Annotated in this window: 14 protein-coding genes and 1 tRNA gene; 12 read left to right on the top strand and 3 right to left on the bottom strand. The window is 63.4% G+C overall.

The features are described from left to right. Nucleotides 1-442: hypothetical protein (locus VN461_04345; GenBank protein HXB53989.1), on the top strand; the 442-nt coding region annotated here is incomplete at its 5' end. A gap of 200 nt (nt 443-642) precedes the next feature. On the opposite strand, the gene VN461_04340 is transcribed toward VN461_04345, so the two are convergent. Further along, entirely contained in the window at nt 643-2,544 is a 1,902-nt protein-coding gene (locus tag VN461_04340) for a response regulator (GenBank protein ID HXB53988.1), read from the bottom strand. Between the two features lie 450 nt (nt 2,545-2,994). Next, nucleotides 2,995-3,078: transfer RNA gene (locus VN461_04335), tRNA-Pro, on the bottom strand. 301 nt (nt 3,079-3,379) lie between these two features. On the opposite strand from VN461_04335, the gene VN461_04330 reads away from it, so the two are divergent. Together VN461_04330 and VN461_04325 are read left to right on the top strand one after the other, a co-directional pair. Then, nucleotides 3,380-3,868 carry a hypothetical protein gene (locus tag VN461_04330; protein ID HXB53987.1) on the top strand — a complete coding sequence of 163 codons (489 nt, stop codon included), beginning with the start codon at nt 3,380-3,382 and terminating at the stop codon, nt 3,866-3,868. A 40-nt stretch (nt 3,869-3,908) separates the two neighbouring features. Then, a complete protein-coding gene (locus VN461_04325; protein HXB53986.1) occupies nt 3,909-4,076 on the top strand; it encodes a hypothetical protein in 168 nt (55 codons plus the stop codon). Between the two features lie 46 nt (nt 4,077-4,122). Here the strand turns inward: VN461_04325 and VN461_04320 are convergent, their stop codons facing one another. After that, a complete protein-coding gene (locus tag VN461_04320; GenBank protein HXB53985.1) occupies nt 4,123-7,059 on the bottom strand; it encodes a PAS domain-containing protein in 2,937 nt (978 codons plus the stop codon). A 713-nt stretch (nt 7,060-7,772) separates the two neighbouring features. On the opposite strand from VN461_04320, the gene VN461_04315 reads away from it, so the two are divergent. The 9 genes from VN461_04315 to VN461_04275 all read left to right on the top strand — a co-directional run. After that, nucleotides 7,773-8,192 (top strand): MarR family transcriptional regulator, encoded by a 420-nt coding sequence (locus VN461_04315; GenBank protein HXB53984.1) that lies wholly within the window; start codon nt 7,773-7,775, stop codon nt 8,190-8,192. Next, on the top strand, nt 8,167-8,571 hold the full coding sequence (locus tag VN461_04310; protein ID HXB53983.1) for a DoxX family protein: 405 nt from the start codon (nt 8,167-8,169) through the stop codon (nt 8,569-8,571). The genes VN461_04315 and VN461_04310 overlap by 26 nt, the downstream gene beginning before the upstream one ends. A 134-nt stretch (nt 8,572-8,705) precedes the next feature. Further along, nucleotides 8,706-10,214 carry a sigma 54-interacting transcriptional regulator gene (locus tag VN461_04305; protein HXB53982.1) on the top strand — a complete coding sequence of 503 codons (1,509 nt, stop codon included), beginning with the start codon at nt 8,706-8,708 and terminating at the stop codon, nt 10,212-10,214. A gap of 157 nt (nt 10,215-10,371) precedes the next feature. Further along, a complete protein-coding gene (locus VN461_04300; GenBank protein HXB53981.1) occupies nt 10,372-10,626 on the top strand; it encodes a hypothetical protein in 255 nt (84 codons plus the stop codon). A 235-nt stretch (nt 10,627-10,861) separates the two neighbouring features. Further along, a complete protein-coding gene (locus VN461_04295) occupies nt 10,862-11,842 on the top strand; it encodes a DmsE family decaheme c-type cytochrome (GenBank protein ID HXB53980.1) in 981 nt (326 codons plus the stop codon). Continuing rightward, nucleotides 11,839-14,394 (top strand): MtrB/PioB family decaheme-associated outer membrane protein, encoded by a 2,556-nt coding sequence (locus VN461_04290; protein ID HXB53979.1) that lies wholly within the window; start codon nt 11,839-11,841, stop codon nt 14,392-14,394. The genes VN461_04295 and VN461_04290 overlap by 4 nt, the downstream gene beginning before the upstream one ends. A gap of 2 nt (nt 14,395-14,396) precedes the next feature. Further along, entirely contained in the window at nt 14,397-15,314 is a 918-nt protein-coding gene (locus VN461_04285; protein HXB53978.1) for a c-type cytochrome, read from the top strand. Nucleotides 15,315-15,325: 11 nt separating this feature from the next. Next, entirely contained in the window at nt 15,326-16,081 is a 756-nt protein-coding gene (locus VN461_04280; protein ID HXB53977.1) for a carboxypeptidase regulatory-like domain-containing protein, read from the top strand. Between the two features lie 119 nt (nt 16,082-16,200). Further along, nucleotides 16,201-16,809 (top strand): hypothetical protein (locus tag VN461_04275; protein HXB53976.1); only part of this gene is annotated, 609 nt, incomplete at its 3' end.

The raw sequence follows: 16,809 nt of genomic DNA, 5'->3' as shown, positions 1-16,809 counted from the left end.
GTACGCGGCCGGCCTGACCGTCGCCACCTCCGGCCCCGGCCAGATCCACTCCATGAAGGCCTTCCACCCCCACGAAATCGTCCACCTCGTGGCCGAGCGCCTCGGAAACCCCGGCACCTTCTTCCACGAGGGCCTCGCGGTCGCCGTCGGGGACGAGGCCCGGTGGGGCGGAAAGAGCGTCAACTCCATCGCCAAGGACGTGGTCAAGGCCGGCCAGGTCACGAGCGTGTCCGCCCTCGTCGCCCAGTTTGACCGCATGGACCCCCAGACAGCCTACCCGGTGGCCGGCTCCTTCGTGGCCTTCCTCATCAAGACCCAGGGCATCGCCAAAACCGCCCAGTTCTTCCGGGCCTGCTCAGGCGCGAACACCGCCACCGCCTTCCAGCACACTTTCGGCCTCAGCATGGACGAAGCCGGCGCGGGTTGGGTCGCTACCCTCTAGCTGGGTCCGCCAATCACTCGACGCCCGGCCGGACACGCTTCCTGGAGTCCGGCTGGGAACCCCAAGAGCGAGTCAGAGAGTCTGAGAGTCTGCCAAAAGTAATTCGGGTCTGCGTCGTGTAGCAAAGCGCTGCTCTGCAGACCAGCACGTCCTTGAGAAGGCGGAAGGGGTGAATCGCCTCTCGCCAGGCCACAGGCGCCTCAGGCGTCCAGGGCCTCACCGACTTTACGTAGCAGGACCTCGGTAGTGAACGGCTTCTGAAGGAAGGGAGTGCCACCTTCGAGGACTCCGTGGTGGACGATGGCCTCATCCGTGTAACCCGACATATAGACGACCTTCACCCCGGGCCGTGCTGCCTTGAGGCGCTCGGCCAACTGCGGCCCGCTTATCCCCGGCATGACCACGTCGGTCAGCACGAGGTGGATTGGCCCTGAGTGTACCTCGCCAACCGCCAGCGCCTCCTCCGGGCTCCCTCCCGAAAGAACTTCATAGCCTGCACTCTCCAGCATCTCCCGAATCATCATCCGCAGCACGTCCGCGTCCTCCACGAGTAGGATTGTCTCCCCCCGTGCGCGCCTCGGCTCCGGGAGCGGCGCCACACGAGCAGTCGCCTCTCCATCTGCCTCTACCCGTGGGAGATAGACCCGGAACGTCGTCCCCTTCCCCACCTCGCTGTAGACACCAACGTGGCCGCAGCTCTGCTTGACGATTCCGAAGACGGTCGAGAGACCCAGCCCCGTGCCCTTCCCCTCTTCCTTCGTCGTGTAGAAGGGCTCGAAAATGTGCGACATCGTCTCCGTATCCATCCCGTGCCCGGTGTCGCTTACCGCTAGCATTGCATACGGACCAGCCGTGACTTCGGTGCGCGTCCCCGCGTACAACCCGTCTAGTTCCGCGTTAGCGGTCTCGATGATGAGCTTCCCGCCCCTCGGCATCGCGTCCCTAGCATTGACGGAGAGGTTCACAATCACTTGTTCAATCTGTCCCGGATCCGCTTTCACCCGGCCCAACGCCTCGCCCAGGACCGTCACCAGCTGGATGTCCTCGCCGATGAGCCGGTGCAGCATCTTCTCAACGTCGAGAACTATAGCGTTTAGGTCTAGCACCTTCGGCTGCAGTACTTGCTTCCGACTGAAGGCCAGGAGCTGGCGTGTCAGCCCCGCGGCCCTGTCCGCCGCCTTCCGGATCTGCTCGGCCCGCCGCGTGCCCGCGTGCTGGGCACCCAGGTCCTTGAGAAGCAGGTCCGTGTAGCCGGTGATCACGCCCAGGAGGTTGTTGAAGTCGTGGGCTACGCCGCCTGCGAGTTGGCCGACCGCCTCCATTTTCTGTGACTGCAGGAGCTGGGCCTCGAGCTTTTTCTTCTCCGTCACATCGTGCGCTAGAACCAGGACAGCCTTGCGGCCCTGGAAGGTAATCGCATTGGCTCCTGTCTCCACGTTGATGATCGAGCCATCCTTCCGGCGATGCTTCCACACGCGTAGCCAATCCGACTTGGGCCACGCGGGTGTCTCTAGTTCCTCCATCAGCGCGGGAATCTCTTCCGGCGGGCGGATGTCCTTGATCGTCATGCCAAGCAACTCGTCACGCGAGTGGCCGTACTGTCTCACGGTGGCGTCGTTGACGGCTAGGAAAGCCAGCGTCTCCGGGTCGAAGACCCACATCGGGTGCGGGTTGCTGTCGAACAGTAGCCGATACTGCTCCTCGGCCTGTCTTCGGGCCGAGCGCTCCTCTGCCTCCTTGACTGCTCGCTGCAGGGCGGGGGCGAGTCGATCCCTTCTTTCCTTCGCGACAAAGTCCGTCGCCCCGGCCTTGAGCGCCTCGACCGCACGCTCTTCGCCGAGGGTGCCCGTGAAAAAAAGGAATGCCAGCTCCGGCCTCCGCTTCCTCGTCTCACGTAAGGCCTCGAGCCCATTGAACGACGGAAGGCTATAGTCCGAGACGACCGCGTTAAAGCCGCCCTGCTCAAGGGCAGCTACGAAGGCGTCGCGAGACTCCACCCTCACCACGTCCCAGTCCAAGCCGGCCTCGCGGAGAGCCAAACCCACAAGCTCCGAGTCGGTTGGGTTGTCTTCGAGGTGGAGGAGTCGAGACTTCGTGCCCATGGCTCACGCCCTTCCGATCTCATCTTAGCCGTCTTCCGCCCCTTGATGTGAAAAGTGGGCCAACATGCGTTCAGGTTCAAAACATCTCATGAAGGCCGCCCTTCCTCCGAGGAGACGCGGCACCTCGGAATCCTCGCCCGTCCCTCGCGGCCATGTGCGGAGCTCGTTGCCAAAGTCCGTCAAGGGAAAGACGAGATTCGCCACGACCTTGTGGTGCCGCTGCCCGAAAAGATCCCGGTGCTCGAGTTCCAACGCCTCAATACCCGCTGCTCGCACGACGGGGTAACTTGAGAGGGTGGGAGCAACCCTGGGAGATCGACCCTAGAGGCGAGGCCGAAGGCGGGAAGGTCACGCACCTCGGCAAAAGGTCCCTTACTCTAAGACGCTTGACAAGACGGAAGCAAAACACGGGGGGGAGCGACTCGCACTCCCCCTATGTCACTAATTGTGTAGGTCGGGCGAGAGGATTCGAACCTCCGACCTCTTGGTCCCGAACCACCCCGGAGGGGAGTCCCCCAACGTCTCAGCCGACCCAAGTCCCTCTCCCGACAAGACAGAGCCCGACGACGAGACCCGCTGAGACCCGCCCCGCCGGAGGAAATGGTGGCAGTGTGGTAGCAACTTCTCCGGAGGTTCGACCCTTCCTGGCTGGGAGTGGCCCGACTGCACGACCTCCGCCGCAAATTGTCGACGCGATCCTGGAGACCGCTCGCCCAGGGACCCACGCCCACCTACTCGGTTTGCGCGCCACTCGCCCAGCGGCGAACGGCGCTCGGGGTCTGGCGGGCAGCTTCGGCGGGCACCTCGACACCTCAAGGCTTAGAATGGTCTGAATATGGCCTTCGCTGACACGTTGCGCGCGCTCAACAACATGAAGGCCGAAGGTGTCATCGAAGAATACGCTATCGTCGGGGCCCTCGCGATCGTGTTCTGGACCGAACCAGTGGCGACGTACGATCTGGACGTGCTCGTTTTTCTTCCGTCCGGAGCGGGTCCACTGGTCAGTCTGGAGAGCATCTACCATTGGGCTTCTGCTCACGGTTACCAAGCGGACAGGGAGCACATCTTGATCGAGGGAGTGCCGACGCAATTCCTGCCCTCTCCGTCGAAGCTCGCTGACGAAGCGATCGAGACCGCCGAGACGCTTGACTACCAAGGGGTCCCTACAAGGGTGACGCTACCCGAATACCTCGTCGCGCTGTACCTTCAGCCCGAGGCACGCACGGCCAAGCGCCGCGAGCGCGTCGCAATGCTGCTGGACTGGCGTGGCTTGAATCGAAATCGTTTGGATGCGATCCTAGAGAGACATGGGCTCTCACTCTGAAAGTGGCACGGGTAGTCGCTCACGGCCATCCGCAGAGTTCGTGGCCAAACTCCGTCAGGGGAAAGACGAGCTTCGGCGCGATCGTGAAGTGTTGCCGCTGCCCGAGAAGATCCGCCAGGTGATCGAGCTCCAGCGCCTGCAATATCCGCTGCTGACACGACAGCGTACCTTGGCGTCGTGGGAGCGCCCCTGGGAGATCGAGCCCTAGACGAAGCGAGTGCGAGGACTCCGCGCCTCTCGGCAGGATAGGCAAGTTAGGAACGCTTCGGAGCCCGCACCCGAAAGCGACTCTTGTTGATTTTCAGCGCCCGAATCTTCCATTCGAGCGTCGAACGCGGGATCCCAAGTCGGGCCGCCGCCCCCAATGGCCCGAACACGCGTCCGCCGCTCGCGCGCAGGGCATCTTCGACGATCGCCTTCTCGTGCGCGGCCAATGCGCCGGACAAGCCAAGCCGGCTATCCACCGGGGGCGCCTCGGACAGCCAGCTCTCGTCGACGGTGAATTCGTCCGTGTCAGAGACGATGACCGACCGCTCGATGACGTTTTGCAGCTCACGCACGTTCCCGGGCCATCGATAAGACTGCAGGCGGTCGAGTGTCCGCTTGCTGACCCGCCTGAATGTCTTACCCGCTTTGCGGGCGTAGCGACTGATGAAGTACTCCACCAGCACGGGAATGTCTTCCTGCCGTTCCCGTAACGGAGGCATCTCAAGGGGAAACACGTTGAGTCGATAAAAGAGATCCTGCCGGAACGTGCCGTCCGCCACCGCGGCTGTCAAATCACGATTCGTGGCGGCGATGACGCGAGCATCGACCTGGATCCGTTCTCGTCCTCCCAAGCGCTCGAATTCATGCTCCTGGAGCACTCGCAGCAACGCCACTTGTGTGTCGGATGACAGTTCGCCGACCTCGTCCAGAAAGATCGTTCCGCCGTTTGCCAGTTCGAACCGACCAAGCCGCCGTTGGATGGCTCCGGTGAACGCCCCCTTCTCATGACCGAAGAGCTCCGAGGCGATCAAGTCGCGCGGAATCGCCGCGCAGTTCACAGCCACGAACGCCCGTGAACCCCGCCGAGACCTCCGGTGAATCGCTCGCGCGACAAGTTCTTTGCCGGTACCGGTGTCGCCGCTAATTAGAACCGTCGAATCGCTGCTGGCGACCTTGGACACCCGCGACAAGACCGCGGTGAGCGCGGGCGAGGTGCCGACAATCTCTTCGAACATCGAGGTCTTGTCGATTTCCTCTCGAAGCGCAACGTTTTCTTGCAGCAGTCTCTCCTCGGCCCTCTTGCGATCCTCGATATCGGTATATGCGATGTACCATCGCACGAGCTGTCCCCGGTCGTCGCAAAGCGGGTTGGAGCGAACCAGGAACCAACGATAGGTTCCGTCCCCGGCCCTCAGGCGCAACTCCAACTCGCCAGCGGCGCCGGTCGTTAACGAGCGATCGATATGTGCCTTGATCCTGTCGACGTCGTCAGGATGAACCTCAGATCTACGGTCTGTCTGACGCCACTGGTCGAGAGTGACGCCGAAATACGAGAGCGTGACTCGGTTCGCATACAGGCGCTCGGCCTGGGGTCCCAAGACCCCGACAAGCTGGGGCGCTAGATCCAGGATTTGCCGAAGCTCCATTTCCTGCTCTTCAAGTCTCTGTTCGGCCTTCTTGCGCTCATCTATGTCCGTATGCAAGGCATACCACCGAACAATAGAGCCGTGCTCATCACGCTGCGGTCGCCCACAGACGTGAAACCAACGGTGGACACCGTCGGAGCGGCGAAAACGATGGTCAACGTCGTACGAAACCCCCTGTTCGATCGAGGCCCTCGAGATTGCGATTGCGCTCGCGAGGTCATCTGGATGAAGGACATCGCCAGTTCGCCAGCCCTTCAATTGTTCAAGGGTCTTTCCGAAGTAGTCCAGAACTTGTTGGTTGACGAACTCAAGTTCGCCTTCCACTGTCGTGGCAATTACCTGAGCGTCGATGCTGTTAAGAACCAAGCGAAACCTCTCCTCACTCTGGCGAAGCCGTTCTTCGGCGCGCTTGCGCGCGGTGATGTCGGTCACCGCCCCAACAAACTCGATGTTGCCGGATGAGTCGTGAAGAGCGTGGGCTCGTACGTGGAGGTGTTTGATCGCCCCGCCCGGCATCAAGAGACGACACTCGTGTTCGAGGTCTGAGCCCCTCGTGGATACGCTCTCGACGATCTGTTGTGCAAGCGCCTCATCTTGGGGATGTATGCGCTCGAGCACGATGTCGAGGTCTGGTTTCTCGGCGCGGTCGTATTCGAAAATGCGATAGGTCTCGTCTGACCAAACGATCTCTCCGGTATCCGGTTTCCACCCGAAGCTGCCTGTCTGACTCAGTCGTTGGGCTTCGGCGAGATAGGCTTCGCTTCGCCGGATAGCTTCTTCCGCCACTTTACGTTCCGTGATATCCGTTATCGCGCCGATAATTTCTTCGTTGCCTGCCTCGTCCCTAAAGCAATGTCCAAGATCATGAAGATGCTTTATCGAACCATCCGGCATCAGTAAGCGATGCTCCCAATCAAAGTCATTTCCGCCCTGCGCTGCACGTTCAAGAACCTCTTTGAGACGGCCCACGTCGTCAGGATGAGATCGCTGCAGTATCAAATCGGGTGTCGGTTCCGTCCCGGGAGGGTACCCGTAAATCCGGGCCGCCTCCTCGGACCAGAATATCCGCTTCGTACTAACGTCCATTCCGACACTACCGGTGCCACTGAGTCTCTGCGCATCGGCTAAGTACTCTTTGCTCCGGCGGAGTTCGACTTCGACTTGCTTACGTTCGTCGATGTCGAGGTTAATCCCGATCCAGTAGAGGATCGTTCCGTCGGTCGATCGAAGGGGCTCCGCGCGACTGAGGAACCAGCGGTAGTTGCCTTCAGCATTACGAACCCGAAAACTCATCTCGCCAGGGCGGCCGGTCCTCAGACACTCTGACCAGACCCGCCGGGTCTCCTCTTGATCCTCCGGATGGAGAAAGGGCATATGCGAGTCCCATGCTGCGGAGGAGTCCGTTCCATACCGAAGTGGATGATCGCTCGGGAGCCCTCCGTAATCCGCAGCTCGCTCGTTGACGAAGGTTAGCCCGCCCGACCGAGCCGCGTACCACGTGTACGCCGGAATCATGTTCAGCGTGGCTCGCAACTGAGCCTCCAGCGATTTAGGCATCCGATCGTCCCTCCCTAAATGGTCCAGTATTCCACCAATGTCCAGATCTTGGCAGAATGGAGACGTTGAGATCTCTTTAGATTCAACATGTTACGGTGGACCGGCCGTTGCTTAATATGTACGCCATTAGGATTCATGCTGCGTTCTTGGATGGCACACTCCAGTCCTCGAAGCTCGGCCGGCTCGTGTTGATTGCCGCGATGGTCGCGACACCAGTCGCAGCGCTCGCGCAGTGAATCGGCGCGCCGCCGACGGACCTGCACCGGTATCCGCTGGGTGATGGAGTTAGCTCACATTGAAGGGTAGAGAGTAGGCGGCAGGGGCTCCGCAGAGGCCTCTGCTCTGCAACACCATGATTCTGCATCACTTGCGTCCAGGCACACGAGCTCGACCAGCACCGAGAGTGTGGAAGAACCGGCAAAACAAGGGGGAGGCCGATACGCTCCCGCCTTCAAAACATTTCCTTGACATCAAGCTACTTGATATGAAGATACTTAGTTCGGGCGACGTGCATGCCAACCTCAAGACGGTCGCCGCGCCCCGTCGGCAGAGCGACCGGAGGACGCATGGCTCGATTACGGAAGCCGCGTGGCAGGGACCGCTTGGCGGGAGGTCGGGTTGTGCGCCGGCCGAATGCGCCGGAGGTGAGAGAGCGGTCACGCGACGGCTCGGGTGTTCACGTCTGGCTAGTGCTCATGAAGGCACATCGATCCATGGTCCGGCACGCGGAGCGAAGCATCGTTTCCCTCGACATGTGCATTTCTGATTTCGGGGTCCTTGAAGTGCTGCTCCACAAGGGACCGCAGTCGGTCAGCGAGATCGGGCGACGCGTCCATCTCACGAGCGGTTCGATTACAACAGCGATCGATCGGCTCGAGCAGCGCGGCCTCGTCGCGCGCGCGGCGCACGCTAGCGACCGGCGCGCACGGGTAGTCCATCTCACACCCGACGGAAAGGCTCGCATCACGGAAGTGTTCGCCAAGCACAAGGACGCCATGGAACGTGCCGCCCTTGGCCTGTCGAAGGTCGAGCGCGACACGCTGATCGAATTGCTCAAGAAGCTCGGCATCACGGCCGAGCGTCAATTTGCTGGAGGAGACAGGAATCATGACAACCATGCGCACAGCGAATAACGACCTTGCCAGGCCTGGTAAGGCCCTGAACATTGTGCTTTGGACACTGCAGGTGCTAGCGGCGCTGGCGTTCGTTGCGGCTGGGTCAGGAAAGCTTCTGGGAGGTCAAGATATGGTCACACTCTTTGAGGCAGTCGGCATCGGTCAGTGGTTCCGCTACGCCACCGGATCGCTGGAAGTGCTTGGCGCGCTCCTGCTCATCCTCCCAGGCAAGACCGCGTTCGGAGCCGTGTTGCTAGCGTGCGTCATGGCTGGAGCCGTCGTCGTACACCTCACGGTACTCCACACGGCGCCAACCGCACCCCTCGTGCTCCTCGCCTTGACAGCCCTGATTGCGTGGGGGCGGCGTTCGCAGTTGCCGGGTCTCCTCGGCTCGTAGCGTTCGCGTAGTAGGGGGGCCTTGGCGTCGCGCAGGGGGGCGGGTTAACCACCCGTTTGGCGCTGACAACTTGGCTTCTAGAGTGCGTCGGCAATGCTGCTCTACTTGTTCCGGCTCGCGGGACAACCGCTCTTATGAAGAAAGCATTCGTTGAAACCAAGAACTCGGACCATTCTCTGCGAACGATGCTCGACAGGGTCCCCACCCAAGCGTGGAGCCTTCGCCGGGATGGCGGCATCGACTATCTAAATCAGCGCTGGCATGAGTATACGGGTCTCTCGCCGGAGGAAGCCTATGGCTCCAGTGGGAAGGGCGAGCCGACGCGAGGAGGGAGGGGGACCGACCTTACCCAGGTCGTGATCGTTCACCCAGGCGATGCTCCGAGCCTGGAGGCGAAGTGGCGGGAGATGCTTCCTGCGGCCAAGCCGGTTGAGTTCGAGTGTCGGCTGCGGCGCTACGACGGCAAATATCGTCGGTTCACCGTCCGGGCCGAGCCGGTGCTCGATGGGCAAGGCGCCGTCGTCCGCTGGTGGGGAACAAATACCGATATCGAGGACCTCCAGCAAGCGGAAGATTGGCAGCGGAAGGACCAACGGGAGCCCAGACACATCACCGATGCCAGGGGCGATGAGCGGATCCGCAATGAACGCCTCGCGTTGCGTGAAGACATCGACCGCGCCTCGATGTTTGAGGAGATCGTTGGCTCTTCGCCGGCCCTGCACTGCATCTTGGAGCAAGTGGAGAAGGTTGCCCCAACCGATTCCACGGTGCTGATCCTGGGCGAGACCGGCACGGGCAAGGAACTAGTCGCCCGCGCGATTCACAAGCGGTCCAGGCGCTCAACCCGGGCGTTTATCCGCGTGAGCTGCGCGGCCATCCCATCCTCGCTCATCGCCTCCGAGCTGTTCGGGCACGAAAAGGGGGCATTCACGGGAGCACTGCAAAAGCGAATCGGCCGATTCGAGGCCGCCGACGGCGGAACGATCTTCCTGGATGAAGTAGGCGAACTGCCCGCCGAGACTCAAGTCGCGCTTCTGGGCGTGCTCCAGGAGCGAGAGGTCGAGCGCGTGGGCAGCAGTCATCCGATTGCCGTGGATGTGCGTGTGCTCGCCGCCACGAACCGCGACCTCGAGACCGCCGTGGAGCGCGGCGCGTTCCGCGAGGACCTCTATTACCGCCTGAACGTCTTTCCCATCCGGATTCCCCCGTTACGCGATCGAGTGGACGACATTCCTGTCCTCGTCGAATATCTGGTCGAGCGTTACGCCACGAAGGCTGGGAAGAGCATCCGTAATATCAAGAAGCAGACCTTGGCGCTGTTTCAGGCCTACGACTGGCCAGGGAACGTGCGCGAGCTGCAGAACGTGATTGAGCGGGCCGTGGTGTTGTGCGATAGCGAGACGTTCTCCATCGACAAATCGTGGCTCAAAGGGGAAACACAGCCGCCTTCCAAGCCGATGCCACGTCCTGTGAAAACGCTCGCCGAGGGCGAGAAAGAGTTGATCGAGGCAGCGCTCGCGGCGTCTCAAGGGCGGATCTTCGGCCCCTCAGGAGCGGCGGCGAAGCTCGGCATTCCTCGCCAGACGCTCGAGTCGAAGATGAAGGCCCTGCACATCGACAAGCTCTCGTTCCGAGCGCGCTAGGTCTTGCCCGGCCCCTGGGCCCGCCCACCGATCGGCAATTGCCGATCCATCAGCATCATCGCAGAGCCAAAACCCCATCGCAGTAAGAAGTTGGCCATGGCGCGGCCCTTGCTTGCCTCGCCCCCGTATTGCGGGGGTGCCCGCAGTGACGTTTAGGATGGAAACGTCGTTCGACGGCCAGACCACCACTCTCCGGCTCATCGGTCGCATTGAGTCGGAGTACTTGGACGTACTCCAGGCCCACGTCCGGGGGCACCGCCCACGGGTCGTGCTCGACTTGAACGAGGTGACGCTAGTGGACGTCGGCATCGTTCGCTTCCTCATCGCCTGCGAAGAAGAGGGCATCGAGCTGCTGAACTGCGCTCCCTACATCCGGAACTGGATAAGCGGCGAGCGGGAGCGAGGGCAGTGAGGACCGGCACTCCGGACGCGTTTGGCCTCAACTATCCCTTGATCCCTGTGGACTCCCGACGTGGCCCAAGCGTTGCGCGAACGAGTCGCCGGCGACTACCGGCCCACGCCGACCCCTCAGCACTGCGCTTCAGCAATTGCCGATATACGGGCGCTGGTGACGCGGACGATCTGATTCAAAATCAATAACATCCGGCTGGCAAGCGTCTTGCCACCCGGAGGACAGGGTCAGCGCCATGAGAGTTCGCGCGCTTCTGTTCGGCGGGCTCATTGCAGCCCTCTCCGCGGCCTGGGTCGGGGCCCAGGCACCGGAGGGAGCGGTGCCGACGCTCACACCAGCCAGTGTGGCTCCTAGCCCCGACGCGCCCCAAGAGGCGCGAACGTATGTGGGCTCGACCGTCTGTGCTCAGTGCCATTTCAACAAGTTCGAGAGCTACCAGAACAGCCCCCACAGCTTCAAAGGGGACCCTCGGACTCCGGCCGCCCGTTTCGAGTGCGAGACGTGCCACGGCCCCGGCAGCGCACACGTTGCGGGTGGAGGCGGGCGCGGCATCGGGGCCATGCGTAACTTTGGCGCAGCCATGCCCCCCCAGGCCAAGAACGCCGTCTGCCTGGAATGCCACACCCGCGGCCCCGTGGCCCTCTGGGCCGGCAGCACGCACGCGGACCGAAAGATGGCGTGCACGACCTGCCACCAGATCCATGGAGGCAACGCCAAGCTCCTGGCTCAGCCCTCCCAGCCCCAGCTCTGCACTCAGTGCCACCAGCAGATCCGTTCGGCTCTGATGAAGCCTTCCCACCATCCCATCCGCGAGGAGAAGATGGTCTGCACGAGCTGCCACAACCCCCACGGGACACAGACCGACAAGCTGATCGCAGCGAATTCCGTGAACGAGAAGTGCCTGGAATGCCACGCCGAGAAGCGCGGCCCCTTCCTGTGGGAGCACCCGCCGGTGCGGGAGAGCTGCCTCAACTGTCACGACCCGCACGGCACGTCACACGAACCGATGCTCCTCGTCCGCAAGCCGCAGCTCTGTCAGCGGTGCCACTCGAACGCGCAGCATGCGGGGGGGCTGTATGCGCTCAGCCCCCAGGACCGCGCCAGCGGGCGCACCGTCTACGGCTCCGCCAGCCAGCTCCTCTACCGCAGCTGCACGAATTGCCACGTGATGGTCCACGGCAGCAATCACCCCTCCGGCAAATGGTTCCACCGATGAGAAACTTGGTCTTGCTCACGGGCGCACTCGGGCTTGCCGCCGCCATCACTGCCGCCGCGGGGCCCCAAGCGTCCGCACCGGACCCCGGGCCGTCTCCGTCCCCGACACCCTCCCCCGCCCCGCCGCAGGCTTGGCGCCTCTATTCGAATCGGCGGATCGACGCACGGCTCCAGCCCAACGCGGGACTCCATCCGCCCGCGCTGTTCCCACTCTACTCGCCCGAGACCCCGGACTTCACGGGTGACGTCCGTTCTGGACCGGACATTTCAATCAAGGCGTCCCTCACAACCCTCGGCATCTGGAACCGGTCGACGTCCCTCTTCGGCGTTGAGGGCAACGCGGTTTCTTCCAAGTTCGAGGAATTCCGCGACTTACGGGAGGGCGTCAACGCAGGGCTCGAGGCACACGCCCGAAAGGAGGACGCCTACCTGGACGTGGTCGGGCGCCACCTTGGACTCGCAGACCAGGATCTGATCCTCGAAGGGGGGCGCGCGGGGGCCCTCGCCTTGAAGCTCCTCTACGACGAGACGCCCCACAACTACGCTTTCGGCGCACGGTCGCTGTTTAGCGGAGTGGGGACGGCTTCTCTCAGGATCAGCGACCGCATCCGGGCTGACCTCCAGGGCTCTTCGTCAGAGGCGGATGCCCTCAAGAAGCTGGCGGACTACGTGGCCGGTTCCGGCCACGACGTTGACCTCGGACTGCAGCGAAAGAAGGTGGGCGGCGAAGTCACACTGCTGTCCACCTATCCCATAACCATCCGCGCACAAGGTAGCAACGAGGCGCGCAATGGCGTGCGCCCGTTCTCCGAGTCGTTCGGCTTCGCCAACTTCGTGGAGGTCCCCTGGCCGGTAAATTACGACACGACCGACGCCCGGGTGAGCGCCGAGTATGCGCGGCCGGAAAGCCGGATCCAGGCCACGATCGCCTACCGCTTCTCGCGATTCGACGAGCACAATCCCTCCCTCACGTTCGACAATCCCTTCCGCCTCACGGATAGCACGGACCCGCTCCTGGGATTGCCGGCCTTCATCTCCAGCTACCAGGCGGGGCCGGCCACCGGCCGGTCCGCCCTCTATCCCAGCAACTCGAGCCACTCCATCGACGGCACCCTGGTCGTGAGCCGGCTCCCCTACGGGACGTCGATCTCGGCCCTCTTCTCGGCCAGCTTTCTGCGGCAGGACGAGCCTCTGCTCCCATTCACCACGAACAGCGCGATTGTGGCGGGTGCCTTCTCCAACCCCGGCACCGAAGGCGGCACGGCACCCTTCAACGCGGCCGATCCCGCCAACCTGCCCGCCCGGACCGCCAACGCGGCGATCAATACCGAGAACCTGCAGGTGCGCGTGAGCTCGAAGCCGCTCCAGGATCTGAGCCTGACCGCGCAGTACCGTTTCTACAACCTCGACAACCAGAGCGCACCCTTCCGGATCCCGGGCCTCGTCCGGGAGGACGCCGAGTGGCGTGTCCCGGGCAACCCCTCCGCCTTTTTCGGCCCGCTGCCGATCGCATACGACAAGCACACCGCTAGCCTGAGCGCGGCGTGGGACCTCAACCAGAAGGTGCGCCTAGGAGGCTCTTATACCTTCGAGCGCATCAACCGCAGCTTCCGCGAGGTGGCCTGGATGAATGACCACCACCTGAAGACATCCCTCGATCTGAAACCATTGGCCTGGCTCGAGCTGCGAGGGTCGTACGAGTACATCCGCCGGGACACTGCCCCCTACCTTGGCAGCCAGTCGTACGTCGCCCACGGAGAGACGATCCCCGGGGCCGGGGTACTGCCCTACCTCCGCAAGTTCGACGAGGCGGAGCGGAGGACGAACCAGGGTCAGGCGGTCGTGACGGTGACTCCTAGCGACCGCCTCACGCTCTCTTCCTCGGTCCTGTACGGGAAGGACGACTACCCCTCCTCCTTTGCCGGTCTGAGTCTCGCCCGACGCGACGAATACGGTGTCGACGTCAGCTACGTGCTGACCGACCGCCTGTCCGTGTACGCCGCCTACACGTTCGAGAAGTTCCGTTATGAGATGGCCGGCCGGCAATGGACCCCGGGCGGCATCAGCGACCCGTACCTGTCGGAGACGGGACTCGCCTCCAACAGCAACTGGGCCGCCGAGCCGCTCGATCGCTACCACACGGTCGGGCTCGGCGCAGAAGCGCAGCTCATACCGAAGGCCCTCCGCCTCAACGTCAGCTACACCTTCTCGCGCACTCGAGGCCGGATCGGGCTTTCGAGTCCGCTGGGCACGCCGGCCAACGACGTGAACCCCTTTGTGCCCGTGTCCTTCGACAACGTCGACAACGTCGACTTCCACAACCTAAGCGCCGACCTGGAGTGGACGATCGACAAGCGTGCCTCGTTGGCGGCGGGCTACATCTTCGAGAAGTATCGTATCGACGACTACAACTACTCCGGTTTCACCTACACGCCGGCCAGCCCCTCGTTCTTGGGTCTCCCCGTCGCGACCTCGGGCCTTCTGATGGGGGGCATGCTGCCATGGCCCTACCACACGAGCGTCGCCTACGTGCGGCTCCGAGTGGGGATGTGATCGTGGCCCTCGACCGCCAGCGGCACGTGGGCGTGGCGCTTCTGCTCCTCGCGGTCGTGATGGCGCCGCACCCGACGCTTAAGGCCAGCGTCCAGGACGCCCCCGCGGGCGAGGCGTGCCAGGGCGTTACCGGATCCGTCGGCCAAATCGCCGCGACCCTTTCCGCCGTACCCCGCTATGGCTCCACCTACGTTCTGGTCCTATCGGCGGGCGTGGGCGCGGATGTCACGTCGCTCGACGCGCCCGCTCTCAAGACCGTCGAGATCGTAGTTCAGGCCGGACCCGCGGGCGCCGCAATTGTCCAGGCGAAGGGCCTGAAATCGCGGTCCTACCCGCTCGACGGAGAGAACCTGACGAAGCCCATCGCCGACCTTCTCGCCGGCCGGGCGAATGCCGCCGTCCTCTGGGCGCCGCTGGCCGCCCTCGGCATCGATCGCTTCGACCCGGCGGGAACGCTCCGGATGCTGAACGTCGGCGGCCCGGAGCCGCCACCGGCCCCGTTCTCAGCCCCTTCCCCGGGCGCGCCCGACCCCTGCGCGATCAATCTTGCCGGCCTGATCGAGGCGAACGGCGTCGTCCCCGCGGAACTGTTCGTTCCGGCCGACATCCGAAGGCTCATAGGACGGCCGCCACCGGTTCGTGACCCTGAGGAGGCCCGGCAAGGGGCGGCACTCTATGCGAACCAGTGCGCGCGCTGCCACGGTCCGCACGCCTTGGCCCAGACGGGTGCGCTTGCGCCCGTGGACCTGCTCCGTTCCGTGCGCCGCTTCCAGTACGCCGGGTTCGAATACATCGTGCTCAACGGGCGGGCGAAGAACGGCATGCCCCCCCTGCGCGGGACGCTCAGCGAGCGGCAGATTGCTTCGATTTATCAATACGTTCGAGCAAGGAGCCGCGGTGATCTCGGCCCAGACCAGTAGAGGAGGACCCTATGTCCCGAGAGGCGGCCCGAGCCCTCATCATCACGACGGTCGTCGGTGCGGTGGGGTTTCTCATCCAGCAATACCGGCCGGCGTCGGCGGCCGGCCCCGGAGGCGGCATTGAGGGGACGGTCAAGTTCACCGGCACGGCTCCTCCCAACGCGCTCATCCGCATGGGCGCCGACCCGAACTGCCTCCAAGCCAACGCCGGCAAGCGGGTGACTCAGGACTCGGTCCTCGTCAATCCCAACGGGACGCTGAAAAACGTCTTCGTTCACTTGACCGGGTCGCTCGCGGGGGCGCCACCCCCCCCTAGCGAGCCCGTTGTGGTCGAGCAGAAGAACTGCGTCTATCAACCGAGAGTCTCGGCTGCCCGGGTCGGCCAGAAGCTAGAGATCGTCAACAGCGACAACACGCTCCACAACATTCACAGCCACGGCGGCGACACATTCAACGTGGGCCAGCCACGCGCGGGCTTGAAGTACGACTACACGCTCAAGAGCGAGGGAGTGCTGTACCTAAGGTGCGACGTCCACCCCTGGATGGCGGGCGCGGTCGGCGTGGTCAGCCATCCGTACTTCGCGGTGACGGGAGACGACGGCGCCTTCCATCTCGCGGGCGTCCCGCCCGGGCACTACACGCTCGAAGCCTGGCACGAGCGCTTCGGCGCTCTGACCCAGCCTGTTGACGTGACGGCCAGCGGGTCGGTGAAGGTCGACTTCTCGTACACCGGAACGGAAAAGCCGCCGCCGCCGCCCAGCAATTGAGGCGATGCAGAGGAGCCTGGAGAATCGTGCCGAACTCACAGACAAGAAATGGGGACCCCCTCGCTTTGGGGCAAGCGAAATCTGACGGTCCTCGCCCTAGGCAGCTAGGCTCACTGGGAGTGGGCGCCGTTCGCGGTCTTCTCGCTCTTCTGGGCGCTCTCCCCGCCCCTCTCACGGCGGCAACGGGCGCGGCCGAGGACGCTAAAGCTCCCCCTGGGCGGGAGGCGCGCCAGGTCGCGATCGCCCCCAAGTACAAGGCGGGCGGCTTCCACTGCTGGCTCTGGGGCACGGATTACCGGCCGCTATGGACGACGCCGATCCGGGTAGAGGTCTTGAATTTGCAGACCTTTGCAGGGGGCCTCAAGCCCCTTTTCCGGGTCGGAGGAGTGGAGACGAAGGGCCTGGCCATGAAGGGGGCGGATGGGCGGGACTACACATTCCGCGGGATCGACAAAGACCCCACAAGCATCCTTCCCGAGGACCTACAGGACACCTGGGCCAAGAGCATCGTCCAGGACCAGATCGCGGCCAACCATCCGGCATCCTTTTTCGTGGTGGACGAACTCATGAAGGCGTCCGGGATCCTGCGCACGGAACAAATGCTCATGGTCATGCCCGACGACCCGGCACTGGGGGAGTTCCGGAAGGACTTTGCGGGTCTGGTGGGCCAGGTCTACGAGTATCCGGGCGCCAAGTCCGACAAGAACCCGGGTTTCCAGGGCGCGACG

It is taken from the genome of Vicinamibacteria bacterium (genome assembly GCA_035570235.1).
Taxonomy (GTDB): Bacteria; Acidobacteriota; Vicinamibacteria; order Fen-336; family Fen-336; genus DATMML01.
The sequence above is the reverse complement of the archived record's forward strand: the minus strand, read 5'-3'. Positions and strand labels throughout refer to the sequence as shown.